The following is a 20,987-nucleotide window of genomic DNA, read 5'->3' as shown; positions in this document are numbered from 1 at the left end:
CCTCAATCTGGCTTCTCAAAGCTCGAGCCCGACTGCCGTGACGTTGGGCAACTTCCGCGGCTACCGCACTCCCAATTCCAGCGACTAGACCCACTCCCCCGGCCTTACTGAGTCGATCCAGGGGCGCGGCAGCTATACCAGCAGCGGCGAGGGCAGTAACGAGGTGAACATAGAAGGGCTTGCGTAAGTCCATTGAGAACCCCAGCTAGGCAGGAAGCTAGAGCTCAAGATATAGAGAACTCCACTTCCAGAAGAGGCGCTCTGAAGAATTGTTAAATTACGAAAAATTACGAAAAAGAGGCCCGCTGCTGCCTTTCCCCGAGGACTTGCAAGCCGTGATGCTCGTGTGCTGAATTAGCCTGTTTATTGAACAAGTTATGGGATCCCGGCCACTCCCGTTTGGCGGGCCGCTTGGATCACGGCGGCAGCTACCTGAGGAACCACTCGCCCATCGAAGACTGAGGGGATGATCCACTGGGGATCCAAGTCTTCAGGTGAAATCAAATTGGCGATGGCGTGGGCGGCAGCCAGGCACATCTCGGTGTTGATCTGCTTGGCGCGGCAGTCAAGAGCGCCGCGAAATACCCCCGGAAAGGCCAGCACGTTGTTGATCTGGTTGGGGTAGTCGCTCCGACCCGTAGCCATCACGGCGACTCGATCCGCCACTAGCTCGGGCTGGATCTCGGGCACTGGGTTGGCCAGGGCAAAGACGATGGGATCTGGCGCCATTGTCTCCACCATCTCCGGCGTCAGGGCATTGGCCACGCTTACCCCAATGAACACATTCGCTCCCACCAAAGCCTCTGCCAGGGATCCGCTCTCCTCAACGGCGATGGCTGCCTTTTCCGGGGTGAGGTCAGAGCGGGAGCGGCTGAGGATCCCTTGGCGGTCGCAGACAACAACATGGGTAGCCCCCGCCCGCTGCAGCAGGTGCGTCACGGCAATTCCAGCTGCCCCTGCACCGTTGATGACAATACGCACCTGGTCCAGGTTTTTTTTGACCACCTTCAAGGCATTCAGCAGAGCTGCTAGCACCACAATTGCCGTGCCGTGCTGATCGTCGTGAAACACGGGCAGGTTGAGGCGGGCTTTGAGCTGGGATTCAATAGCAAAGCAGCGGGGGGCGCTGATGTCTTCCAGGTTGAAGCCGCCAAACCCCGGCGCCAGGCGCACCACTGTCTCCACGATTTCTGCCACCTCCTGCGTGGCCAGGCAGAGCGGGAAAGCATCGATATCGGCAAAGCGCTTAAACAGGGCTGCTTTCCCCTCCATCACGGGCAAAGCGGCCTCCGGGCCGATGCTTCCCAGGCCCAGCACGGCACTGCCGTCGGTAACGATGCCCACACAGTTCCCCTTGATGGTGTACTCATAGACAGCGCTGGGATCGGCGGCAATCTCCAGCGCCACCCGGCCCACGCCCGGGGTATAGGCCATGGCCAGGTCAGCGGTGCTCTCCAGGGGGCTTTTGGCCACCACCTGCAACTTTCCTCCCCTGTGCAGCTCAAAGGTGCGATCCACCACCCGTTCCACCTTCACATTCGGCAAAGAGGCAACGGCGGCCTGAATTTGCTGGGCGTGCTCGCTGCTAACGGCATCGACACAGATCTCCCGCACGGTTTCAGCAGCCGATTGGTGGATGAGGTCGATCCGGCTGAGGCTGCCGCCCACCTCGGCAATGGCTTGAGTGACACGGGCCAGGGCTCCGGGCCGGTTGGGCAGACGTAGGCGTAGGGCAATACTGTAGCTGGCGCTGGGAGTGAGCTGGGTCATAGTCAAACTGCCCTTAGCAGAGTCAAGAGGCTACCCCCGCCGCAGCACCCGCGGGGGAGTAGAATTGGGAAGCGCAAGAGACTCTTTCGCGTTAGCCTTGGCAACTTTCGATCCCGACCTCAACACCTTAGCCAATTGGCTGGAAGGCTACTACAGCAACCGCGCTCAGGCAATGGCGGAGCCGGTGTGGTTTGTGCCAGTAAGCCTTTGGTACGTGCGTCTGCCTCACCTGTTTCCCGAGGGAATTGGCTTTTTTACCGAGCAGTTTAACGAACACACACCGGGCCGATTCTACCGCAGCCGAGTGCTACAGTTGCTGGCGGATCCCTTGCGGATAGAAAACTACAAGTTGCGAGATCAAGCGGCTTGGGCAGGCGCCTCCCAGGATCCGCAGCGTTTAGCGCAGCTGTCACTCTCAGACCTCGAGCATTTGCCGGGCTGCCGTATTTTGGTCGAGAAACGCCCAGGCTGTTTTCACGGCGAGATGCTGCCAGGGGGAGCTTGCCGCCTCAACCCCGGCGACAGTACCTATATCCACATTGAGTTCGACCTCACAGCTCGGGAATTCATCAGCTGGGATCGCGGCTTCGACGCCACCACTGGTCAGCAAACTTGGGGATCCCGCGCTGGCCCCTACCGCTACCAGAAAGGGATCCCTCCCCGCCCATAGAAATAGATAGAGGGTAGGCTGGATTAGGGGAGCAAGAAAGGAAACAGGTCGCGAACTCCTTTGCGCAGCTTGAGTAGAAAGATCAGCCGTTCCACCTTTGGCGAAACTGATCCCATGGCGGGACGGGTTGCTAGCTCTGCCTGCAGCTTCTGTGCTTCGCTGGCAGTGAGGAGCTGGTTATCAACCGGCGAACGGGCACGCAGGTCAGGTTGAGCCCGCAACACCTCCTCGGGAATCTCGGAAGCTGGCGGCAATGACCAGGCTTGGCTACCCCAAAGCAGCAACAAGCCGCTGCAACCGCCCAGTCCCAGCCTCCAGAGCTGTCGGCCCATCCGACCGCTTCCCCTCGCGTTTAGCTGGCCATGGCTTCCGAGCGCTCCTGGATTACCCGGTCGACAATTCCATAGGCCTGGGCTTCTGTAGCCGAGAGGTAAAAGTCTCGCTCCACGTCCCGCTCAATTTTCTCCAGCGGCTGGCCGGTCATTTGCGACAGCAGCTCGTTCATGCGCCGTTTGACCCGCAGCGTTTCGCGGGCTCGAATTTCAATGTCGCTGGCTTGGCCTTGGATCATTCCCAGCGAAGGTTGGTGCAGCATGATGCGAGCGTGGGGCAGGGCAAAGCGTTTTCCCTTAGTGCCGGCAGCCAGCAAAAAGGCTGCCATTGAGGCCGCTTGGCCCACGCAAACCGTAACGATGTCCGGCTTGACGTGGTTCATGGTGTCATAAATGGCCATCCCTGCCGTCACAGAGCCGCCGGGGGAATTGATGTACATCACGATATCTTTTTGGGGGTCCTGGGAATTGAGGTAGAGCATTACCCCCACAATGGTATTGGCCAAGTTGTCGTCAATCGGCTCGCCGATAAACAAAATCCGCTCTTGGTAGAGGCGGTCATCGAGGCTAATCCATTGGGTGTAAGGATCGCCGGGCAAACGGTAGGGAACGCGAGGCACTCCAATTGGCATAGATGTCTCCTGGCAAAGTTTGAACCAGAATAGGGCGCTTGCCAAATTGCTCCCGCACTCAGGCTCAGCCAAGGCAAAACCCGCCACAGCCCAGTGCGGGTATTTCAAGGTCGACCCTTAGGTTTTGGCTGCTGCCAACTTTGGCAAGCCTTTGGAGCTGGTCAGCACCTGGTCAATGAGGCCATAGGCCTTAGCCTCTTCCGGGGTCATGAAAAACAGTCGCTCCGTGTCCTTTTTAATGCGCTCCACGGGCTGACCCGTGCTGCGGGAGAGTTCCTCCAGCATCATGTTGCGCAAGGTCAGGATCTCGCGGGTGCGAATTTCAATGTCGCTGGCCTGTCCACGGGCACCCCCATAGGGCTGATGCAGCACAATCGTGGCATTGGGCAAGCTAGCCCGAAACCCCTTAGCACCCGCTGCCAACAGCATGGCCGCCATGCCGATGGCACTGCCAATGCAGATAGTGTGCACTGGCGGCTTGATGTAGTTCATGGTGTCCAGAATGGCAAAGGCTGCCGTGTCGTAGTTATAGGTGCCCGTTGAGTTGATGTACATCTTGATCGGCTTTTCCCGATCCTCGTACTGCAAGTACAGCAGCTGCTCAATGATTAGCTTGGTGACGTTGGCATTTGACTCTTCCGCCAGAGGTAAACCCAGGTAAACAATGCGCTCCTGGAGCAGCAGGGAAGCTAGATCCGGGGGAGGCGTCCGAACCGGAGCGCCACCGTAGTAATAGTAGGTAGATTGCACCATGCCAGAGTTCTCCTATAGCCAATCCCTTGTTAGTCAAGAACAAGGGATCCGGAAATAGCAGCGGATCCCTTGTCCAGTAACCAGCAACAGAAGAGCGTCCTGGCGACCTTACTCAGCTCCCTGCGGCAAGAGCACCCGATCTGACTGCGTGACTAGGACTTTGGGCTTGCGCTCCTCGTCCACGTCGATGAGCACTTCAGATCCCTCTTTGACGCGGCCAGTCAAGATCTCCTCTGCCAGCAGGTCTTCCAACAAGCGCTGGATGGCCCGGCGCAGGGGACGTGCCCCGTAGCTGGGGTTGTAGCCCTCCTCCACCAGCAGGTCTTTGAAGCGATCGCTGACCGTGAGGTGAATTTTCTTCTCCTTCATGCGGTCGAAGACTTCCTTGAGCAGGATGTCGGCGATCTGCTTCACCTCGTCCTTGGTCAGTTGCCGGAAGACGATGATCTCGTCCACCCGGTTGAGGAACTCGGGCCGGAAATACTGCTTCAGCTCTTCGTGCACCAGGTTGCGGATGCGGTTGTAGTTGGCCTCTTCCTCATTGGTGTTGAACTCAAAGCCAAGGCTGCCGCCGCCCTTCTCGATGACCTTGGAGCCAATGTTAGAGGTCATCACGATCAACGTGTTCTTGAAGTCCACCGTGCGACCTTTGGCATCTGTCAGGCGGCCATCTTCGAGAATCTGCAGCAGCAGGTTAAACACATCCGGGTGAGCTTTCTCAACCTCGTCAAAAAGCACCACCGTGTAGGGGCGGCGCCGCACCGCTTCGGTCAGCTGACCCCCCTCGTTGTAGCCGACGTAGCCGGGCGGGGATCCAATAAGCTTGCTGACCGTGTGCCGCTCCATGTACTCCGACATGTCAAGGCGGATCATGGCTGACTCGGAGCCGAAGAAGTAGGCGGCTAAGGCCTTGGTCAGCTCCGTTTTGCCCACCCCAGTTGGGCCGCAGAAGATGAAGCTGGCGATGGGGCGATTGGGATTTTTCAATCCCACGCGCGCGCGACGAATGGCGCGAGAGATAGCCCGCACAGCCTCATCTTGACCGACAATGCGCTGGTGCAGGGTCTCCTCCATGTGGAGCAGCTTCTCCGACTCACTTTCGGTGAGCTTGGCCACCGGCACCCCTGTCCAAGCGCTCACCACCTGGGCCACATCTTCCTCCGTTACCTCTGGCAGCTCCGTGCGGCTGCTGTCCTCGGCTTTCTTGGCCGCTGCAATGGCGCGGATCTGCTGCCTAATCTCCATCTCCCGGTCCCGCAGCTCACCAGCCCTGTCGAAGTCCTGGGCTCGCACTGCGGCATCCTTCTCCCTGAGAACCCGCCGCAGCTCCTGATCCAGCTCCCGCGCCGCTGGCGGCAGTTGGGAGTTGATCAAGCGCACTCGCGAAGCCGCTTCGTCGATGAGGTCAATGGCCTTGTCGGGCAAGAAGCGGTCGGAGATGTACTGGTCGGCCAGCTTGGCTGCCGCCTCCAGAGCCGCATCGGAGATCCTCAGCTTGTGGTGCTGCTCATAGCGCTCCCGCAGGCCATAGAGAATCTCAATGGTCTCAGCCACGCTTGGCTCGCCCACCATGATGGGCTGGAAGCGGCGCTCCAGAGCCGGATCTCGCTCAATGTGCTTGCGGTACTCATCCAGAGTGGTGGCCCCGATGCACTGTAGCTCGCCGCGAGCCAAAGCCGGCTTGAGGATGTTGGCAGCATCGATAGCACCCTCCGCCGCCCCCGCCCCAATCAGGGTATGCACCTCGTCGATGACCAGGATGATGTTGCCGGCGTTGCGGATCTCATCCATGATCTTCTTGAGGCGCTCTTCAAACTCGCCGCGGTACTTGGTGCCAGCCACCAACAGGCCGATGTCCAAGCTGATCACTCGCTTGTCGGCCAAGATGTCGGGCACATCGCCTTGCACAATGCGCTGGGCCAAACCTTCGGCAATGGCGGTTTTGCCAACCCCCGGCTCGCCGATGAGGACGGGGTTGTTCTTGGTGCGGCGGCCCAAGATTTGGATCACCCGCTCGATCTCCCGCGTCCGGCCTACCACTGGATCCAGCTTGCCTTCCTGAGCCAGTTGAGTCAGGTTGGTGCCAAATTCATCCAGGGTAGGTGTCTTAGTACGGCTAGAGGAGCCACCGCCTGCCGTTACTTCGGCGGTTTCGCCCAGCATGCGGATGACTTGGGTGCGCACCTTGGACAAATCCACCCCCAGGTTTTCCAGAACGCGGGCGGCTACTCCCTCCCCTTCTCGGATCAGGCCCAGGAGTAGGTGCTCCGTGCCAATGTAGTTGTGGCCAAGCTGGCGCGCCTCTTCTAAGGAGAGCTCCAGCACTCGCTTGGCGCGAGGAGTAAAGGGGATCTCAACCGCCACAAAGCCGGATCCCCGACCGATAATTTTCTCAACCTCAATTCTGGCGTCTTTTAAGTTGACCCCCATAGATTTGAGGACTTTGGCGGCGATCCCCGTGCCCTCGCCAATGAGCCCCAGCAAAATTTGCTCAGTGCCAACGAAATTGTGACCTAACCGCCTGGCCTCCTCCTGGGCCAGCATGATCACCTTGATGGCCTTTTCTGTAAAGCGTTCAAACATGATCCTCGAGCTCCCTACGCCTGCATCAAGGCGGACCTGATAGGCCTGATCCTAACACAGGATTCAGGCCAGCTAAGGGACAGCGAACACCCCAGACGAAAAATCATCTGGGACTGGAACGCGCCTGGAGAGATTTGAACTCCCGACCGCGTGGTCCGTAGCCACGTGCTCTAGTCCACTGAGCTACAGGCGCAAGAGGGGTAGACTAGACTATCTGGCTGTCATCTACTGATGGACATCCCTAAACATGGCTTACCCATTGTAGCACAAGAGCATCTCTTGATATCCGCCACCATTCAAGAAGGCCCTGCCCAGGAGGGGGGGTACCCTTGAATGGCTCAGTCGTCCGAGGGTTCTATCTCGGGATCCAAGCTCTTGGCGGTAAGGCGCAGGGCCTCTGCCTGCTCCATCACCCGTGGCGCTTGCACTGCCGCCTCAACCCCTTGCCGATAGCTCTCCCACAGGGGCATTTCCGGGTAGGTCTGCTGCAATTCCTTGATCTGATCCAGCAGAGCCTCTAGCCAGCCAGACGTACCCCAGGTGAGCAAAAACTGCAGGGGATTCCAGAGGTTGAGCTGCCGCCCCAACTCGTTGAGGCTTTCGTTGCGAAGGGGCGGGTCGAAGATGTCGGCCACCGTCATCAACTGGCGCCCCAGTAGTGGCCTGAGGGTTGTCTCAGCAGCCTCCACAACGGCGGGAAGGGCGGCTTGGATGCGCTCGGGACTGGGAATGTGCCGGGCCTGGGGCAAAGCTTGCAGCAGCAGCTCCAGGCGTCGTTCAGCTTCTGCCGACTCTAAAGCCGCTTCTAGGGTTGTGCCCACACTGAGAAACACTTCCCCCGTCAACAGCCGCACAGCGTCGATAACCAGGTGATACAGGGGAGGGATCACCAGCTTGATCCATTCGCTTTGGAAAAACTCCCGCAGCCGTCGCGCCAGATAGTCCCCCACCTGCGTGGTTTGGATCCCCAGTTGGGTGAGGGAGAGGTACCAGTCGGGGGGGGATCCTTTGGGATCGAGCCACTGGCGCAGGGTTTGCCACTCCTCTTCGGTGAGGGCAGTTCGCCCCTGCTTTAAGACGCTGCGCCGCAGCTTGCCCTCGGCATTCAAGAGCTTGCGCAGCTCCGGCGTGCCCAGCAGAGAGAGGGCCCCTGCCGATCCCACGCTGCCGATCTCGACGGCAATGAGGGCGGCCAAGAGGGCGGCTGAGGCTTTCACCTGGATCTCGCCGCTTTTGTCCACCACCAGAGGTAGGCGGCTATTGCCATAGGCCCGCAGGCTCATCGCCTCCAAGGTGGAGCGTTGCTCAGCGGTTAAGGCCCCTGCCCAAGAAGGGATGCCGTTGGTTTCTGCCCCAGAATAGGCCTGGTCCTGCAGGCTGTGATACAGCAGGCTGGCCAGCCAGGCGCGGTCGGCGGCCCGTTCCAGAGAGCCAATGACCACCTCCCATTGGCGGGGGCTGAGCAGAGGCAAAAGCGCTTGCAGGTCTTGCTGGAGCGGCTCTGGAGAGCTGGTGGCTCTAGCTTTGTCTAAAGTTGCCTGCAGCCGATCCCTCGCCTCACGGCACAGGCCGCCCCACTCCAGTTGCAAACGAGCTAGGGTTTGCTGCAGGGTTTCTTCAGAGCGCCGGGGCAGCTCCTGCCAGCCCGCTTCCAGTTGCCGCCACAGCCCCTCCCAGTTCAGGTCCCCAGCCCTACCGGATGAAGGTGGAGAGTTCGCCGGCGTGGCGGGCCTGTTGAGATCAAGATTGGGGGAGAAGAGGTTAGGCATGGGCAAACTGGGCTGCAGGGGAATTACCGGCATTATAGCTAGGGGTAAAAGGCAAGCTGCGGTAAGCCCAAGGTTTCCGGCCACCCCATCATGAGGTTGAGGCATTGCACCGCCTGCCCGGCCTGTCCCTTCATGAGGTTGTCGATTACCGACAGGACAATGACTCGGTTGGTGCGGGTATCCACTTCCACCCCGATCATGCAGGTGTTGGTGCCGGCAACCCACTTGGTTTGCGGGTAAACGCCGCGGGGCAGCACCTTGACCCAGGGGGATTGGCGATAGAAGGCGTTGTAAATGGTGATGAGATCTTCGCCCACGAGGCCGGGATCCCGCAGGTTGGCGTACAAGGTGACGTGGATACCCCGCACCATCGGCACGAGGTGGGGCGTAAATTGTACAGTGATGGGGGTGTGGGTGAGGTCACTGCAGGCCTGCTCGATCTCGGGCGTGTGCCGGTGTTGGGCCACGCCATAGGCCCCCAGAGAGCCATCTACCTCGGCAAATAGGGATCCCAGCTTGGGGGTGCGGCCCGCGCCAGAGACGCCGGACTTGGCATCGAAAATAAGGCTGTCCAGCTCCACCAACCCCTGCCGCAGCAGGGGGGCAACCGCCAACAGGGAGGCGGTGGGGTAGCAGCCGGGGCAGGCTACCAGTTGGGCTTGGGCAATGGCCTCCCGGTAGAGTTCTGGCAGCCCGTAGACCGCTTGCTCGTTGGCCTGGCGATAGGCAGGGCTGGGCCAGTTGGGATCCGTCTGCCCCAGGCGATACCAGGATTGGTAGGTGGCCAGGTTGCGAAAGCGATAGTCTGCCGAGAGATCTAGAACTTTGCACCCTTTGGCTAGCAAAGGCGGCGCCAAGCCTGCTGCCAGGCCATTGGGCAGAGAGAGGAAGACAACGTCGCTGCTGGCGGCAATGGCCTCCACATCTACCGGCTGGATGGTCAAATCCACCGCTTGGGCCAGGTGAGGGTAGAGATCCCCGTAGCGTTTGCCGGCGCTGTCTTGACCGGCCAGGTAGGTGATCTGCACGCCGGGATGCTCGCTGAGCAGCCGCACCAACTGCACCCCTCCATAGCCGGAGGCCCCGACGATGGCGACGCGGACAGGATTGGTGGGAGGAAGAGAGTGAGGCGCCGTAGTGGCCATGGGGGCTGCCTGTGCAGAATTGCAAAACTGACGGTTTGCCTTACTATTTATCGCATTTGCCGCTACCTTGGTTGAACTCACCTGCTCTGTTGGGCTCAGTGTTGCCTGAGCCGGGAAGTTATACTGGGCTCACGCGAGCCGCCCAAGCCTCGGCAGCCGCCTTGGCTGTTGAGGTCTTGCCCAGGGATGTTCCCTACCTCGTCGGGAAGGGTTGTATGTACTACGAACAATTGATCAACATGATCCTGCGAGCCCGCGGCCAAAGCAGCTGTCACGGCCTGGATCAGGAAACGTTGACCCTCTACTCCGAAGGCCCCTACACCCTCTACAAGCTCACCTCCCATTTCGACCGCCGCTCCATTTTGGTTTTGGCCCAAAACCAGCAGGAGGTGTTTGTCTCCGGAGATGCGTTTCACAGCAAGTTGATCCCGGGAGAATGGCAGGAGTGGCTGCACCAGAAGGCTTTGGCTGTTGCCGCCGAGACACCCCAGGCCAGCTAGCCGGCGAGGGCCAAAACGCCGGGCTGAATCTGCCGGGGCACCACTGAGAGCCGATCCAACTCCGCACAATAGGCCAGGTCGCTGTCGCTTTCAGGGCTAATGGCCAGTAGCCGCTGCCCATGGCTGGAGCGCCGCAACAGGCTCAGGAGATTGTCTTGCCAAGTTTGGTAGAGGGCCAGGGCGGCCACCGCCTCGTCGTTGCCCAACTGCTCCTCCGAACAGCCCAGGCGATGCAGAATGGCTCCGGCACAGGCGGTGTCTTCCAAAGCAAAAGCCCCCTCCCAGCCAGCTCCCACCAGCCACACCTCGGCAAAAGCTCCTTGCCTGAGAAACTCCACCACTGCTCCCAAGTTCACCAGGGCTGCTGTGATCAACACCGGGATCCCTTCTAAGCGCTGAAGGGTGCGGGTGCCGTTGGTGGTGCTCATGAAGATGCGCTTGTCCCGCACACGCTCCGGCGTATACTCGCGGGGGGAGTTGCCTAGGTCAAAGCCCGCCACCGTTTTGCCGCCTCGCTCGCCGGCCAAGAGCCGTTTGGAGGCCGGCCAGCTCTGGCTGGTCGCTTGCAAGGGCTGTAAATCGGCAAACACCTGCACGGCCTCTGCCCCTGCGGCCAGGGCTGTGGCAATGGTGGTGGTGGCCCGCAGCACATCAATGGCCACCGCGCAGGCCGGGATCCCTGACGAGGGGACTTGCTCAGGGGTGTGGAAGTGGAAAAATCGCATGAGAGAAGGATCCACCGAGAGCTTATTAGAACTCGCGCCGGGCAAACACCAGCGCCGTCAAAATGAGCAGCAAAACGGTGTAGATCAGGCCGTAAAGCGCATCGCCAAGAAGCTGGGTGGGCGGGGGAATTTGTCCGTAAACGGCAGCATCTCTTAGGTTAAAGCGCTCCAGATCTGGCAGGACTAAGTAGATTACCTCGAACACCTTGCCGAAGCCTGTATCTTCCACTAGCCTGCTTAACTGCAGCAGGGCACGGCTCGTGTGGCCCATAATGAACAGGGCAATGGTGTAGAGGGTAGCCAAAATCGGGGAGGTAAAAACCCCAAACAGCAGCGCTGCTGCCACAATCAGCACCAGTTCCAAAAAGGTAAAAACTGTTGCCCAGAGAACGGCCCAGGGGGAAATGGGAGCCTGCACCACCCGCAGGCTGAGCAAAAAGACAGCCGTCATCATTGCTAGCAGCACCGACAGCAAAGCCGACAGGCCCAGATGCTTGCCGACAATAAACTCCGCCCGGCTCATGGGTTTGGCAATCAGCACGTAGACCGTGCGCCTCTCGATCTCTTTATTTACCAGCCCCGTGCCGACGAAAATGGCCACCACCAGCAACAGGAAGTGGATGGCGGCCAGACCCAAATCGGCAATGATCTTGTTGTGGGCCTGGTTGGCTACCTGGGGAATCAAAACGATGGCCCCCAGCATGGCCACCGCAAACACCATCACCAGATAAAGAACGCGATCCCGAATGGTTTCCCGAAAAACATTCTGGGCAATGGCCACGACGCGCCCTGCATCCATAGGCTGGCCTCAAGCGAGCGACAACCGGCTATACACTTGTAGAAGCCCAGCTTCATTCTATGCAGTTCCAGGCTCAGATTCAGATCCACCTGCGCCCCTCGGTACTGGATCCTGCCGGGGCTGCTCTCCAGGCTAGCTTGCATCAGCTAGGGCATACCCAGGTGCAGGGAGTGCGCATTGGCAAACACATCCAGCTGCAGCTAGAGGCCCCTGACGCCGAAACTGCCCGAGAGCAGGTGAGCAAGCTGTGCGAGCAACTGCTGGCCAATCCAGTAATCGAGACCTATCAAATCCAAGTGGAGCCTCTAGAGGGCTGATCTCTCACCAAGAAGCTCTCTCGCTCCAGCCCTCACTGCTTTTGCCTTCGCCCCAAGGGATCCCCATGGCCAAGGTAAGGTTTGGCATTGTCGTTTTTCCTGGCTCCAATTGTGACCGCGACGTAGCCTGGGTAACCCGCGGCCTCTTAGGCTGTCCGACGCGACTCATCTGGCACCGGGAAACCGATTTGTCAGGGCTGGATGTGGTGGTGCTGCCGGGGGGATTCAGCTACGGAGATTACCTGCGGGCGGGCGCGCTGGCCCGTTTTGCGCCGGTAATGGGGTCTCTAGCCGAGCACGTAGCCCGGGGGGGCTATGTCTTGGGCATTTGCAATGGCTTCCAGATCCTGACAGAGGCGGGCTTGCTGCCAGGGGCGCTGCTGCGCAACGCTAATCTGCACTTTATCTGCGACCGAGTGAGGATCCGCGTGGAGCGGCCAGATCTGCCCTGGACAAGCGCCTACCCCCCGTCCGCCCTTGTAACCCTGCCGATTGCCCATGGAGAAGGACGCTACGTCTGCGAGGCCGACACCCTGAAGCAGCTGCAAGATGAGGGTCAGATTGTCTTCCGCTACGATCCCGTTGCCCCCAACGGCTCGGTGGATAACATCGCCGGCATTTGCGATCCCAGCGGTCGCATCCTCGGCTTGATGCCTCACCCAGAACGCGCTGCCGACCCCGATTTGCCAGGCCAGGATGGGATCCCTTTTTGGCAGTCGATTGTGCAAAGCCTGTCCAGTTAGCCCTGCTGAGCCTGAGCCAACACCTGGCGCACTTGGTTCACCATCTCCTCGTGATCCACGACTGGCTTGGCAATGTAGCCATCGGCCCCACTCTGGGCCAAAAAGGTCTCCCGGTCGCCCCGCATGGCGTGGGCCGTTACCAAGAGGATAGGAATGGAGCTGGTGCGGGGATCCCCCTTAAGCAGCTGGGCAATGCGGATCCCGTCCACTGCCTCGCCGCGAAAGGTGCTCTGGGAGAGGGAGACATCTAGCAAAATGACGTCTACTTCACGGGCTTGGGCCAGCTGCAGAATCTGCTCCACATCCTGGCTGTGAAGAACCTCAAACCCACCCCGTCGCTGCAGCACCTTCTCGAATACGCGGGCATTGGCCGGATCATCCTCTACCAGGAGCACCTTTGCCATCGTTCCCCTGAGCTCTAGAGCCCAGCTAGCACCAACCCAAGGCAATTGTAGCGATCCCCAGGCTAGTCTCGGGGCAACTGCCCTTGCCCAGGGATCCAGGCAATTGTTTGCGCGGCCTCCTAGCCTCAGACCCTACTAGCGTGGCGGACCCAATTGGTGGGGCTTACTTCTTAGGGATCTTGGGAGTTTCGCGAAAAGCAACAGCAAAAAACAGAAGGCCCAACGTCAAAAACAGGATAAAGGTGTAGGTGATGGTTTCCATAGCAACCTCCCATGGACTCTCTAGAGCCGCCAGCACCCCATTCCCAAAGAGAACCGAGTGCCGACGGCTAGGAACCAAGAAAGCTCTAGGCTTCTTGCACCTTGCGAGTGGTGGGATCCCCCACTTTTTGGAAGACGCCAAATTCCACCATCTCCTCACTCATGTTCGGGTCAATGCCAGCGAACACGTCGCGGAAGAGGGTACGGGCGCCGTGCCAAATGTGGCCGAAGAAAAATAGCAGGGCAAAGACAGCGTGGGCAAAGGTAAACCACCCGCGGGGGCTGGTGTGGAAGGTGCCGTCGGCCTTGGGCGTTTCACGGTCAAACTCGAAGAGCCGACCCAACTGGGCCATGCGGGCATACTTCTTAACCGTTGGCGGGTCCGTAAACACCTGCCCGTCCAACTTGCCGCCGTAAAACTCCACCGTCACGCCCACTTGCTCAAAGCTGTAGCGCGACTCGGCCTGGCGGAAGGGAATGTCAGCCCGCACTACGCCATCGGCATCTCGCAGGATGACGGGAAACGTCTCAAAGAAGGTGGGCATGCGCTGCACCGTCAGCTCCCGCCCCTCGCGATCCCGGAACACTGGGTGGCCCAACCATTCGATGGCAATGCCATCCCCTTTGTTCATGGGGCCAGCCCGGAATAGGCCACCCTTGGCTGGGTTGTTGCCCACGTAATCGTAGAAGAGTAAGGACTTAGGCAGAGAGTTGTAGGCTTCGCTGAGGGTCATCCCAGCTTCCACGGCAGCATTGACGCGCCGGTTAATTTCCTGGTTGAAGTAGCCGGAATCCCATTGGTAGCGGGTGGGGCCAAACAGCTCGACAGGTGTGGTGGCGCTGCCATACCACATTGTTCCAGCTACCACAAAGCCAGCAAAGAATACTGCTGCCAGCGAGCTGGAGAGCACGCTCTCTATATTCCCCATGCGCAGAGCCTTGTAGAGGCGTTGGGGTGGACGAACCGTAATGTGGAACAAGCCGGCAATGATGCCGACGATGCCCGCGGCAATGTGGTGGGCCACCACCCCGCCAGCATTGTAGGGGTTAAACCCGGCTGGCCCCCACTCCGGCGCCACCGGCTGCACATGCCCTGTTGTGGCATAGGGATCGCTCACCCACATCCCTGGGCCAAAGACGCCCGTCAGGTGAAACGCGCCAAAGCCAAAGCAGAGAATCCCCGCCAGGAGCAGGTGGATCCCAAAGATTTTCGGCAAGTCCAAGGCTGGCTCACCGGTACGGGGGTCCCGGAACAGCTCCAGATCCCAGTACACCCAGTGCCAGCAGGCAGCCAAAAAGAGCAACCCCGATAGAACGATGTGGGCGGCGGCTACCCCCTCAAACGTCCAGAAGCCTGGGTTGGCAACGCTCTCGCCATAGATGTTCCATCCACCCCATGAGTTGACCACTCCCAGGCGCACCATAAACGGCATGACAAACATGCCCTGGCGCCACATTGGATTCAAGACCGGATCCGATGGGTCGAAGATGGCTGCTTCGTACAGGGCCATCGATCCGGCCCAACCCGCCACCAGGGCAGTGTGCATTAGGTGTACCGCAATGAGGCGGCCTGGATCGTTGAGTACAACAGTGTGGACCCGATACCACGGTAGTCCCATAAAGCTCGATCCTCCACGTTTTCAACACTTGGGCAATATCCAGTCAAAAAGCGAAGTCGACACCCCCCTAGGTTCTGACCTGAGCAGTCCCTTCTAGCTTGAGGGGTGCCATGCCTACCTAACCTAAGGGCACACCCACTGAAAGTATTGCCGGCAGAATTTCCCTCCCAGAGATCAGACAGTATAACGAAGCGCAACCGACCTGAGTGGCTTCAGGCGGGATGCCCCTCATATTTGGCACCATCTTCCCCGATCTCTGGCCAAAGATTAAAAACATGACTTAAAATGTAACAATACTTAGCAACATCGCTCTTTCTTGGCTCAGTTCGAGCGAGGTTCTTTGGCAGAGCTATGGCAACGATTCGGTTTGTGAACGAGAACCGGGAGGTCGTCGTCGCAGAGGGGTCGAACCTGCGCCTGAAGGCGCTGGAGAACCAGGTTGACCTCTATAAGATGGTGGCCAAGCTGCTAAACTGCGGCGGCAACGGCCAGTGTGGCACCTGTGTGGTGGAGATTGTCGAGGGGGCTGAAAACCTCTCGCCACGCACAGAGGCAGAAAACCGCAAACTCAGGCGCAAGCCTGAGACCTATCGCCTCGCCTGCCAGACTAAGGTGCTGGGGGATGTTGCGGTGAGAACCAAGCCCTAGGGCTGGCTGGGTCGTTTGGGCAAGGTGCACCTGAGAATGGTATGCTAGCTGCCAGTTGGATTTGCGGCGTGCGGAGCGATGGAGACAAACTACCTGGGCATCTTGGCCACTCTTTTGCTTATCTTGGTACCTTCCATCTTTCTAGTAATCCTATACGTGCAGACTTCTAGCAAGTCGGAAAGCTAGTCGAGCAAGCTCTGGTTGCTCAGGGCAGGCAAAGGCCCTAGTAGGGCTGGCGGAAACCTAACTGGCGGTAGCCCCCAAAACTCGGCAGGGACTTCTACAGGGGGCTCTTTACTTTTTGCAACAGCATGCAGCTGCGGCTGAAGTGGCCTGCAGGCGGGATCCCTTAGGTGGGCCTTCCTGACTTCCCAGCGTTTTTTTGGCGGATAGACCTAAGTCTACGGTCTTCATCGGAAAACTTGACTTTTGTCTATCCTAGTTGGCCACTAGGATGCCTCTTAAGATTTTTTACAGAATCTCAGCCAGCGATAGGGTCAGGCGAGATCCCGGGTCGGAAGGAGGATTATGAGCTTGAACGGGCTGGTTACAACCGCATGGTTAATTCCCCTCTATGCGCTGGTGGGGTGGGGGGGAGCGCTGATCTGGTCCCCAGGAATCACCCGCCGCACTGGCCCTCGACCGGCGGGCTACCTAAATGCGCTGCTGACTTTGGTAGCGTTTCTGCACAGTGTGGGGGCGCTGGTGGCGATTTGGGATCAGCCGGCGCAGGTGATTCGGCTGCCCTGGCTGCAGGTGGGGGATCTGGTGGTGGAGCTGCCGCTAGAGGTTTCTTCGGTAACGCTGGGGGCCTGCGCTGTGGTGACGGGGCTGAACCTGGTGGCCCAGATCTACGGCTTTGGCTACATGGAAATGGACTGGGGCTGGGCGCGCTTCTTCTCCCTGCTGGGCCTGTTTGAGGGGGGAACGTGCGCCTTGGCCATGTGTGGCTCTCTGTTTTTTAGCTACGTCATCTTGGAGATTTTGACCCTGGGCACCTACCTATTGGTGGGCTTTTGGTATAACCAGCCGCTGGTGGTGACGGGAGCGCGGGATGCTTTTTTAACCAAGCGCATCGGCGACCTCTTGCTCTTGATGGGGGTTATTGCCATTTATCCCCTGACGGGATCTTGGGAGTTTGAGGACTTGGCGGCCTGGGCAAAGGCGGTGCAGGCAGGAGCCATCTCTGTGGACCCAACTTTGCTCGCGCTGGCAGGGCTGGGCTTGCTGGCTGGACCTGCGGGCAAGTGTGCTCAGTTCCCCCTGCACCTGTGGCTGGATGAGGCGATGGAGGGGCCGATCCCTGCCACAATCTTGCGCAACGCCGTGGTGGTGGGCACAGGAGCCTGGGTGTTGATCCGCCTGCAGCCGCTCTATGCTCTTTCCCCAACGGTGTTGCGGGTGATGCTGGTAATTGGGGGGCTGACGGCAGTGGGGGGAGCCTTTGTGGCCCTGGCTCAAATTGACGCCAAGCGGGCCTTGTCCTACCTGGTGAGCGCCTACATGGGCTTGATCTTTGTAGCAGTGGGCACCGGCCATGTCCAGCAAGCGTATCAGTTGCTGCTTACCTATGCGCCGGCGATGGCTTTGCTGGTGATGGCGCTGGGCATGGTGATCTGGAACAGCATTACCCAGGATCTGCGTTCTCTAGGGGGCTTGTGGTCGCGGCGACCCATCTCAGGTCTGTGCTTTTTGACGGGGATGGCCGGAATCTTTGCTTTGCCTCCCTTTGGCTCCTTCTGGGTGCTGACGGATCTGTGGCAGCAGTTGGTGCAGTCAGGGCAGGGGCTGGCGGCAACAGTTGTGCTGGTTACCAACGCGGTGACGGCACTGGGCCTAACTCGGGTATTCGGCCTTGTTTGGGGGGGTAGGCCACAGCAGATGAGCGAGCGCTCGCCAGAAGTGCATTGGCCGATGATGCTGCCCAGCACGGTCATGATGGGGGTGGTTCTGCACATAACCATGATCCTGGCGGCGCTGGGTTTGACGCCCACGCTGGAAGGGATCCCTGTTGCCCTGATGGCCGCATCCAGCCTTGTAGGCATGGGTTTGGGGGCAGTGCTCTACCTGCCGCGGGAGCGGCGGCCGGTGGACTGGGCTTTCTTGGCCGACTGGCAGGACCTACTGGCCAACGACTTCTACACTCCCAAGCTCTACCGAGCCAGTGTGGTGTTTGTGGTGCGCATCATCTCTGAGGTCACGGCGCTCTTTGACCGCTACGTGGTGGATGGCCTGGTGAATTTGACCAGTTTGGCGGTGCTGGCAGGCGGCCAAGTCCTGAAGTACACCACCTCCGGCCAGTTGCAGGCCTATGTGCTGACAATTGTGGTGGGGGTGGCCCTGCTGGGTTGGTGGTTCTCTAGGCTTGGGTAGGTCGAGGGGGTAAAGACCATGCTGAGTGCCTTGATTGTGTTGCCGATTTTGGGATCCCTGCTCCTGTTCCTGGGCTTGGGAGGGCGAAAGCTGGCGGTGGTCCTGGCCGGGATCCCGTTGGCCATCTCGCTGTTTCTATTTACCCGCTTTGACGTGCAGGCAACTGGCTTTCAGTGGGAGCAGCGGTGGGATTGGATCCCAGAGATTGGCTTGAGCTACTCCCTGGGCTTGGACGGCTTGTCCCTGCTGATGGTAGCTCTGAACGGGCTGCTTACCCTCATCGCCATCCTGACGGCTGAGCCAGAGGTGCAGCGTCCCAATCTCTTTTACGGCTGCATTCTGCTGATGAGCGGCTCGGTCAACGGGGCTTTTGCTGCGCAGAACCTGCTCTTGTTTTTCCTCTTCTACGAGCTGGTGCTGATCCCGATCTACCTACTTATTTCCATCTGGGGCAGCCCCAAGCGGGATTACGCCGCCATCAAGTTTTTGATTTACACCGCTGTCTCCGCCATCTTCCTGCTGGGGGCCTTTTTGGCTATCTACTGGCTTGGGGATCCCTATACCTTTGAGCTGGCTGAGATTCGCATCAGCTCTCTGAGCCCTGCTGCCCAAACTCTGGCGCTCTTGGCGTTGATGGTGGCCTTTGGCATCAAGATGCCGCTGGTGCCCCTCCACACCTGGCTGCCTGATGCCTACGGAGAGTCTTCTCCGCCGGTGGCGATACTGCTGGGAGGGGTGCTCTCCAAGTTGGGCACCTATGGCCTATTTCGCTTTGGGCTGCAGTTGTTTCCCCAAGCTTGGGCTGACCTGGCCGGTCTTCTGGCCTGGTGGGGGGCCATTGCCGTGCTCTCGGGAGCTTTGGCGGCTATTGCCCAAAAAGACATCAAGCGCATGGTGGCCTACAGTTCCATCGGCCACATGGGCTACATCCTGCTGGGCATGGCGGCGGCCACGCCGATTAGCTTGACGGGAGCAATGGTGCAGATGGTCTCCCACGGCCTGATTTTGGCGCTGCTGTTCGATCTGGTGGGCCTGGTGGAGCGCAAGGTCGGAACGCGGGATCTCAACGTGCTCAACGGCCTGCTCAATCCCCTGCGCGGCCTGCCCACGGTGAGTGCCCTGCTGATTTTAGGCGGCATGGCCAGTGCCGGGATCCCGGGCTTGGTGGGCTTTGTGGCCGAGTTTTTGATCTTCCAGGGCAGCTACCAAGATTTTCCCTTGCCCACTTTGATCAGCATCTGCGGCACCGGCTTGACGGCGGTGTATTTTGTGATTTTGCTCAACCGCACCTGCTTTGGCAAACTGGACAACCGCACTGCCTACTACCCACGGGTGCAGGGCTGGGAGCGGATCCCGGGCTTTGTTTTAACTGCCTTGATCGTCTGGTTTGGGATCCAGCCCATGAACTTGGTGAAATGGCCGCAACCCTTGGCCTTTACCCTCTCCACCCAAGTGGCTCAGGCCCAAACGGTTATCTTGGCCTCAGCCGGTAACCCGGATCATTCTCCCTAGAAACGGGGTCACCAGGTAGTTGGGAGACTCCCAGGAATTGAAGCGTTGGAGACTTGCCATGGCAACAACCCTAGTTGCACCTAAGCTACCTCCTTCCACTCATCCTTTTGCCGAGATAGTCCATCGCCTCGAGGCAGGGGGATCGATGCTGCCGGATACGCCGGAAAACTTGATGCAAATTATCGGCATCTACAAGGCCTATGCCGTGCCGATGGACTTTTATTGGCGTGATCTGCTCTACATTGCCGAGCAGGTGTTTGTGGATCCCTTGCCCTTTTTTAAGTACATCATTCCCGAAGAGTATCTGAAGCTGGCCAACCACTACGCCGGGGATGATGCGGATCTGCGCATTTGGCGTGGCCCCGCCACAGCCCACCCAGAGCTTCTGGAGTTCATGGAAAAAGGAGAGCTCAAGCGCAAGCTGCCGCGGATCTTGCATCACCTCTGGCATGACCGCATCAACATGGAATTTGCGGAAGAGTGTATGCGGGCCATGCTCTGGCACCGGGGTATGGGGGGCCTGCTGGATCCCTATATGGATTCGGAAGAATACAAGCAAAATGCCGACCGCGCCATCCGCGCCTACTGCCAAGGCAACCCTCTGTTGATGGGGCTATACAAGCTCTTCCCAGACATGTTTTTAGAGCTATGCCGCCAGGCCACCATGTATTCAGTGCTGGGACTCTTTTGGGAGGCGATGGCGCCGGTTTTCTTTGAAATGAGCGATCTCTACGACGAGGGCAAAATTACCAGCGTGCCGGAGGCGATGAACTTCTTGGTCAGGGGGATCTTCGCCATTGCCGGACGGCCCATTTATCACCGGGTGCGCATCCGCGGAGAATGGTACGATATTGTGCCCAAATCCAAGGGATTTACCTGGCTATACGAGGCGGCTTTCCCCTACGTAGAGGCGGTGTTTTATCGCTCTTCTCCCTTCCGCGGCACCAAGTCCTATAACGCCCAGGCCAACCAAGTGCCCGTTAACCAGTTGGACTTTCACTACGGGGTTCTCTACGCCGACAAGTTTCCCGTGGCCAGTGCCGGGATCCCGCCGACGCTTTTGCACCAGGATATGTACCACTTTTTGCCCCAGTATTTAGTGGAGTATTACCGCAAGCATTGCCGCGGCGAAGATGACATGCTGATCCAGATTGGGATCAGCTTTCAGCGCTCCATGTACAACGTCACCTCAGCCGTGATCCAGGCAGGTAGAGCAGCTTTTCTCTATCCTTTGGACGATCCCAATCCGCGACATTTGATGATGAACCGCCGTTACTTTGAGGGGCAACTCAATCGCTTCACCCGGCCGGAATACGGGATTCGAGAAGCAGCTCGCCTGGCCTACATTCAGGATCAGAACTATCGCTAGCCGACTTCAAGTCTAGGCATTGACTCTGCCCATTTTTGACTCTGCCCATTTTCAGTTGTATTC

At 59.0% G+C, this 20,987-nt stretch carries 22 protein-coding genes and 1 tRNA gene; 9 read left to right on the top strand and 14 right to left on the bottom strand.

Features of this window, described 5'->3' with window-relative positions:
- Together NW806_RS01810 and NW806_RS01805 are read right to left on the bottom strand one after the other, a co-directional pair.
- Positions 1 to 193 (bottom strand): hypothetical protein (locus NW806_RS01810; protein WP_414409789.1); only part of this gene is annotated, 193 nt, incomplete at its 3' end.
- Positions 194 to 375: 182 nt separating this feature from the next.
- Positions 376 to 1,770 carry a malic enzyme-like NAD(P)-binding protein gene (locus NW806_RS01805; protein ID WP_414409788.1) on the bottom strand — a complete coding sequence of 465 codons (1,395 nt, stop codon included), beginning with the start codon at positions 1,768 to 1,770 and terminating at the stop codon, positions 376 to 378.
- Positions 1,771 to 1,867: 97 nt separating this feature from the next.
- Between NW806_RS01805 and NW806_RS01800 the strand changes: the two genes are divergently transcribed.
- Positions 1,868 to 2,440, top strand: coding sequence for a chromophore lyase CpcT/CpeT (locus tag NW806_RS01800; protein ID WP_414409787.1), 573 nt, complete (start codon positions 1,868 to 1,870; stop codon positions 2,438 to 2,440).
- A 23-nt stretch (positions 2,441 to 2,463) separates the two neighbouring features.
- Here the strand turns inward: NW806_RS01800 and NW806_RS01795 are convergent, their stop codons facing one another.
- From NW806_RS01795 to argC, 7 genes are all read right to left on the bottom strand, one after another.
- Positions 2,464 to 2,772 (bottom strand): hypothetical protein, encoded by a 309-nt coding sequence (locus tag NW806_RS01795; RefSeq protein WP_414409786.1) that lies wholly within the window; start codon positions 2,770 to 2,772, stop codon positions 2,464 to 2,466.
- A gap of 20 nt (positions 2,773 to 2,792) precedes the next feature.
- Positions 2,793 to 3,404 carry an ATP-dependent Clp protease proteolytic subunit gene (locus NW806_RS01790; RefSeq protein WP_414394862.1) on the bottom strand — a complete coding sequence of 204 codons (612 nt, stop codon included), beginning with the start codon at positions 3,402 to 3,404 and terminating at the stop codon, positions 2,793 to 2,795.
- A 117-nt stretch (positions 3,405 to 3,521) separates the two neighbouring features.
- Positions 3,522 to 4,157 carry an ATP-dependent Clp protease proteolytic subunit gene (locus NW806_RS01785; protein ID WP_414405295.1) on the bottom strand — a complete coding sequence of 212 codons (636 nt, stop codon included), beginning with the start codon at positions 4,155 to 4,157 and terminating at the stop codon, positions 3,522 to 3,524.
- Between the two features lie 108 nt (positions 4,158 to 4,265).
- On the bottom strand, positions 4,266 to 6,740 hold the full coding sequence (locus tag NW806_RS01780; protein WP_414394865.1) for an ATP-dependent Clp protease ATP-binding subunit: 2,475 nt from the start codon (positions 6,738 to 6,740) through the stop codon (positions 4,266 to 4,268).
- Between the two features lie 119 nt (positions 6,741 to 6,859).
- Positions 6,860 to 6,933 (bottom strand) — tRNA-Arg (locus NW806_RS01775).
- A gap of 145 nt (positions 6,934 to 7,078) precedes the next feature.
- Complete coding sequence (locus tag NW806_RS01770; protein WP_414409785.1) at positions 7,079 to 8,542, bottom strand: hypothetical protein; 1,464 nt, start codon at positions 8,540 to 8,542, stop codon at positions 7,079 to 7,081.
- Positions 8,543 to 8,547: 5 nt separating this feature from the next.
- Positions 8,548 to 9,654: an N-acetyl-gamma-glutamyl-phosphate reductase gene (gene argC / locus NW806_RS01765; protein ID WP_414409784.1), complete on the bottom strand. Its 1,107-nt coding sequence runs from the start codon at positions 9,652 to 9,654 to the stop codon at positions 8,548 to 8,550.
- Positions 9,655 to 9,869: 215 nt separating this feature from the next.
- Between argC and NW806_RS01760 the strand changes: the two genes are divergently transcribed.
- A complete protein-coding gene (locus tag NW806_RS01760; RefSeq protein ID WP_414409783.1) occupies positions 9,870 to 10,154 on the top strand; it encodes a hypothetical protein in 285 nt (94 codons plus the stop codon).
- On the opposite strand, the gene NW806_RS01755 is transcribed toward NW806_RS01760, so the two are convergent.
- Positions 10,151 to 10,879, bottom strand: coding sequence for a 2-phosphosulfolactate phosphatase family protein (locus NW806_RS01755; protein WP_414409782.1), 729 nt, complete (start codon positions 10,877 to 10,879; stop codon positions 10,151 to 10,153). The two genes, NW806_RS01760 and NW806_RS01755, sit on opposite strands and share 4 nt — an antisense overlap.
- Before the next feature lie 25 nt (positions 10,880 to 10,904).
- Complete coding sequence (locus NW806_RS01750; RefSeq protein WP_414409781.1) at positions 10,905 to 11,678, bottom strand: ABC transporter permease; 774 nt, start codon at positions 11,676 to 11,678, stop codon at positions 10,905 to 10,907.
- A 59-nt stretch (positions 11,679 to 11,737) separates the two neighbouring features.
- On the opposite strand from NW806_RS01750, the gene purS reads away from it, so the two are divergent.
- Positions 11,738 to 11,995 carry a phosphoribosylformylglycinamidine synthase subunit PurS gene (purS, locus tag NW806_RS01745; RefSeq protein WP_414409780.1) on the top strand — a complete coding sequence of 86 codons (258 nt, stop codon included), beginning with the start codon at positions 11,738 to 11,740 and terminating at the stop codon, positions 11,993 to 11,995.
- 65 nt (positions 11,996 to 12,060) lie between these two features.
- On the top strand, positions 12,061 to 12,738 hold the full coding sequence (purQ, locus tag NW806_RS01740; protein WP_414409779.1) for a phosphoribosylformylglycinamidine synthase subunit PurQ: 678 nt from the start codon (positions 12,061 to 12,063) through the stop codon (positions 12,736 to 12,738).
- Here purQ and NW806_RS01735 read toward each other — a convergent pair.
- The 3 genes from NW806_RS01735 to psbB form a co-directional block, all read right to left on the bottom strand.
- Positions 12,735 to 13,142, bottom strand: a complete 408-nt coding sequence (locus NW806_RS01735) for a response regulator (protein ID WP_414405289.1) — start codon at positions 13,140 to 13,142, stop codon at positions 12,735 to 12,737. The genes purQ and NW806_RS01735 overlap by 4 nt on opposite strands.
- A gap of 163 nt (positions 13,143 to 13,305) precedes the next feature.
- Positions 13,306 to 13,404 carry a photosystem II reaction center protein T gene (locus NW806_RS01730; RefSeq protein WP_414405288.1) on the bottom strand — a complete coding sequence of 33 codons (99 nt, stop codon included), beginning with the start codon at positions 13,402 to 13,404 and terminating at the stop codon, positions 13,306 to 13,308.
- An 85-nt stretch (positions 13,405 to 13,489) separates the two neighbouring features.
- A complete protein-coding gene (gene psbB / locus NW806_RS01725) occupies positions 13,490 to 15,022 on the bottom strand; it encodes a photosystem II chlorophyll-binding protein CP47 (protein WP_414409778.1) in 1,533 nt (510 codons plus the stop codon).
- A gap of 351 nt (positions 15,023 to 15,373) precedes the next feature.
- Between psbB and NW806_RS01720 the strand changes: the two genes are divergently transcribed.
- From NW806_RS01720 to NW806_RS01700, 5 genes are all read left to right on the top strand, one after another.
- Positions 15,374 to 15,670, top strand: coding sequence for a 2Fe-2S iron-sulfur cluster-binding protein (locus NW806_RS01720; protein WP_414394882.1), 297 nt, complete (start codon positions 15,374 to 15,376; stop codon positions 15,668 to 15,670).
- Between the two features lie 78 nt (positions 15,671 to 15,748).
- Positions 15,749 to 15,856, top strand: coding sequence for a photosystem II reaction center protein PsbM (gene psbM, locus NW806_RS01715; protein ID WP_414394884.1), 108 nt, complete (start codon positions 15,749 to 15,751; stop codon positions 15,854 to 15,856).
- Positions 15,857 to 16,198: 342 nt separating this feature from the next.
- Positions 16,199 to 18,043: an NAD(P)H-quinone oxidoreductase subunit F gene (locus NW806_RS01710; RefSeq protein ID WP_414409777.1), complete on the top strand. Its 1,845-nt coding sequence runs from the start codon at positions 16,199 to 16,201 to the stop codon at positions 18,041 to 18,043.
- Between the two features lie 18 nt (positions 18,044 to 18,061).
- Positions 18,062 to 19,555 (top strand): NADH-quinone oxidoreductase subunit M, encoded by a 1,494-nt coding sequence (locus NW806_RS01705; RefSeq protein WP_414409776.1) that lies wholly within the window; start codon positions 18,062 to 18,064, stop codon positions 19,553 to 19,555.
- Between the two features lie 58 nt (positions 19,556 to 19,613).
- Positions 19,614 to 20,924, top strand: a complete 1,311-nt coding sequence (locus tag NW806_RS01700) for a CO2 hydration protein (RefSeq protein WP_414409775.1) — start codon at positions 19,614 to 19,616, stop codon at positions 20,922 to 20,924.
- Positions 20,925 to 20,987 lie beyond the last annotated feature (63 nt).

The sequence above is a fragment of the Synechococcus sp. W65.1 genome, assembly GCF_047461615.1.
Classification (GTDB): domain Bacteria; phylum Cyanobacteriota; class Cyanobacteriia; order Thermostichales; family Thermostichaceae; genus Thermostichus.
The sequence above is the reverse complement of the archived record's forward strand: the minus strand, read 5'-3'. Positions and strand labels throughout refer to the sequence as shown.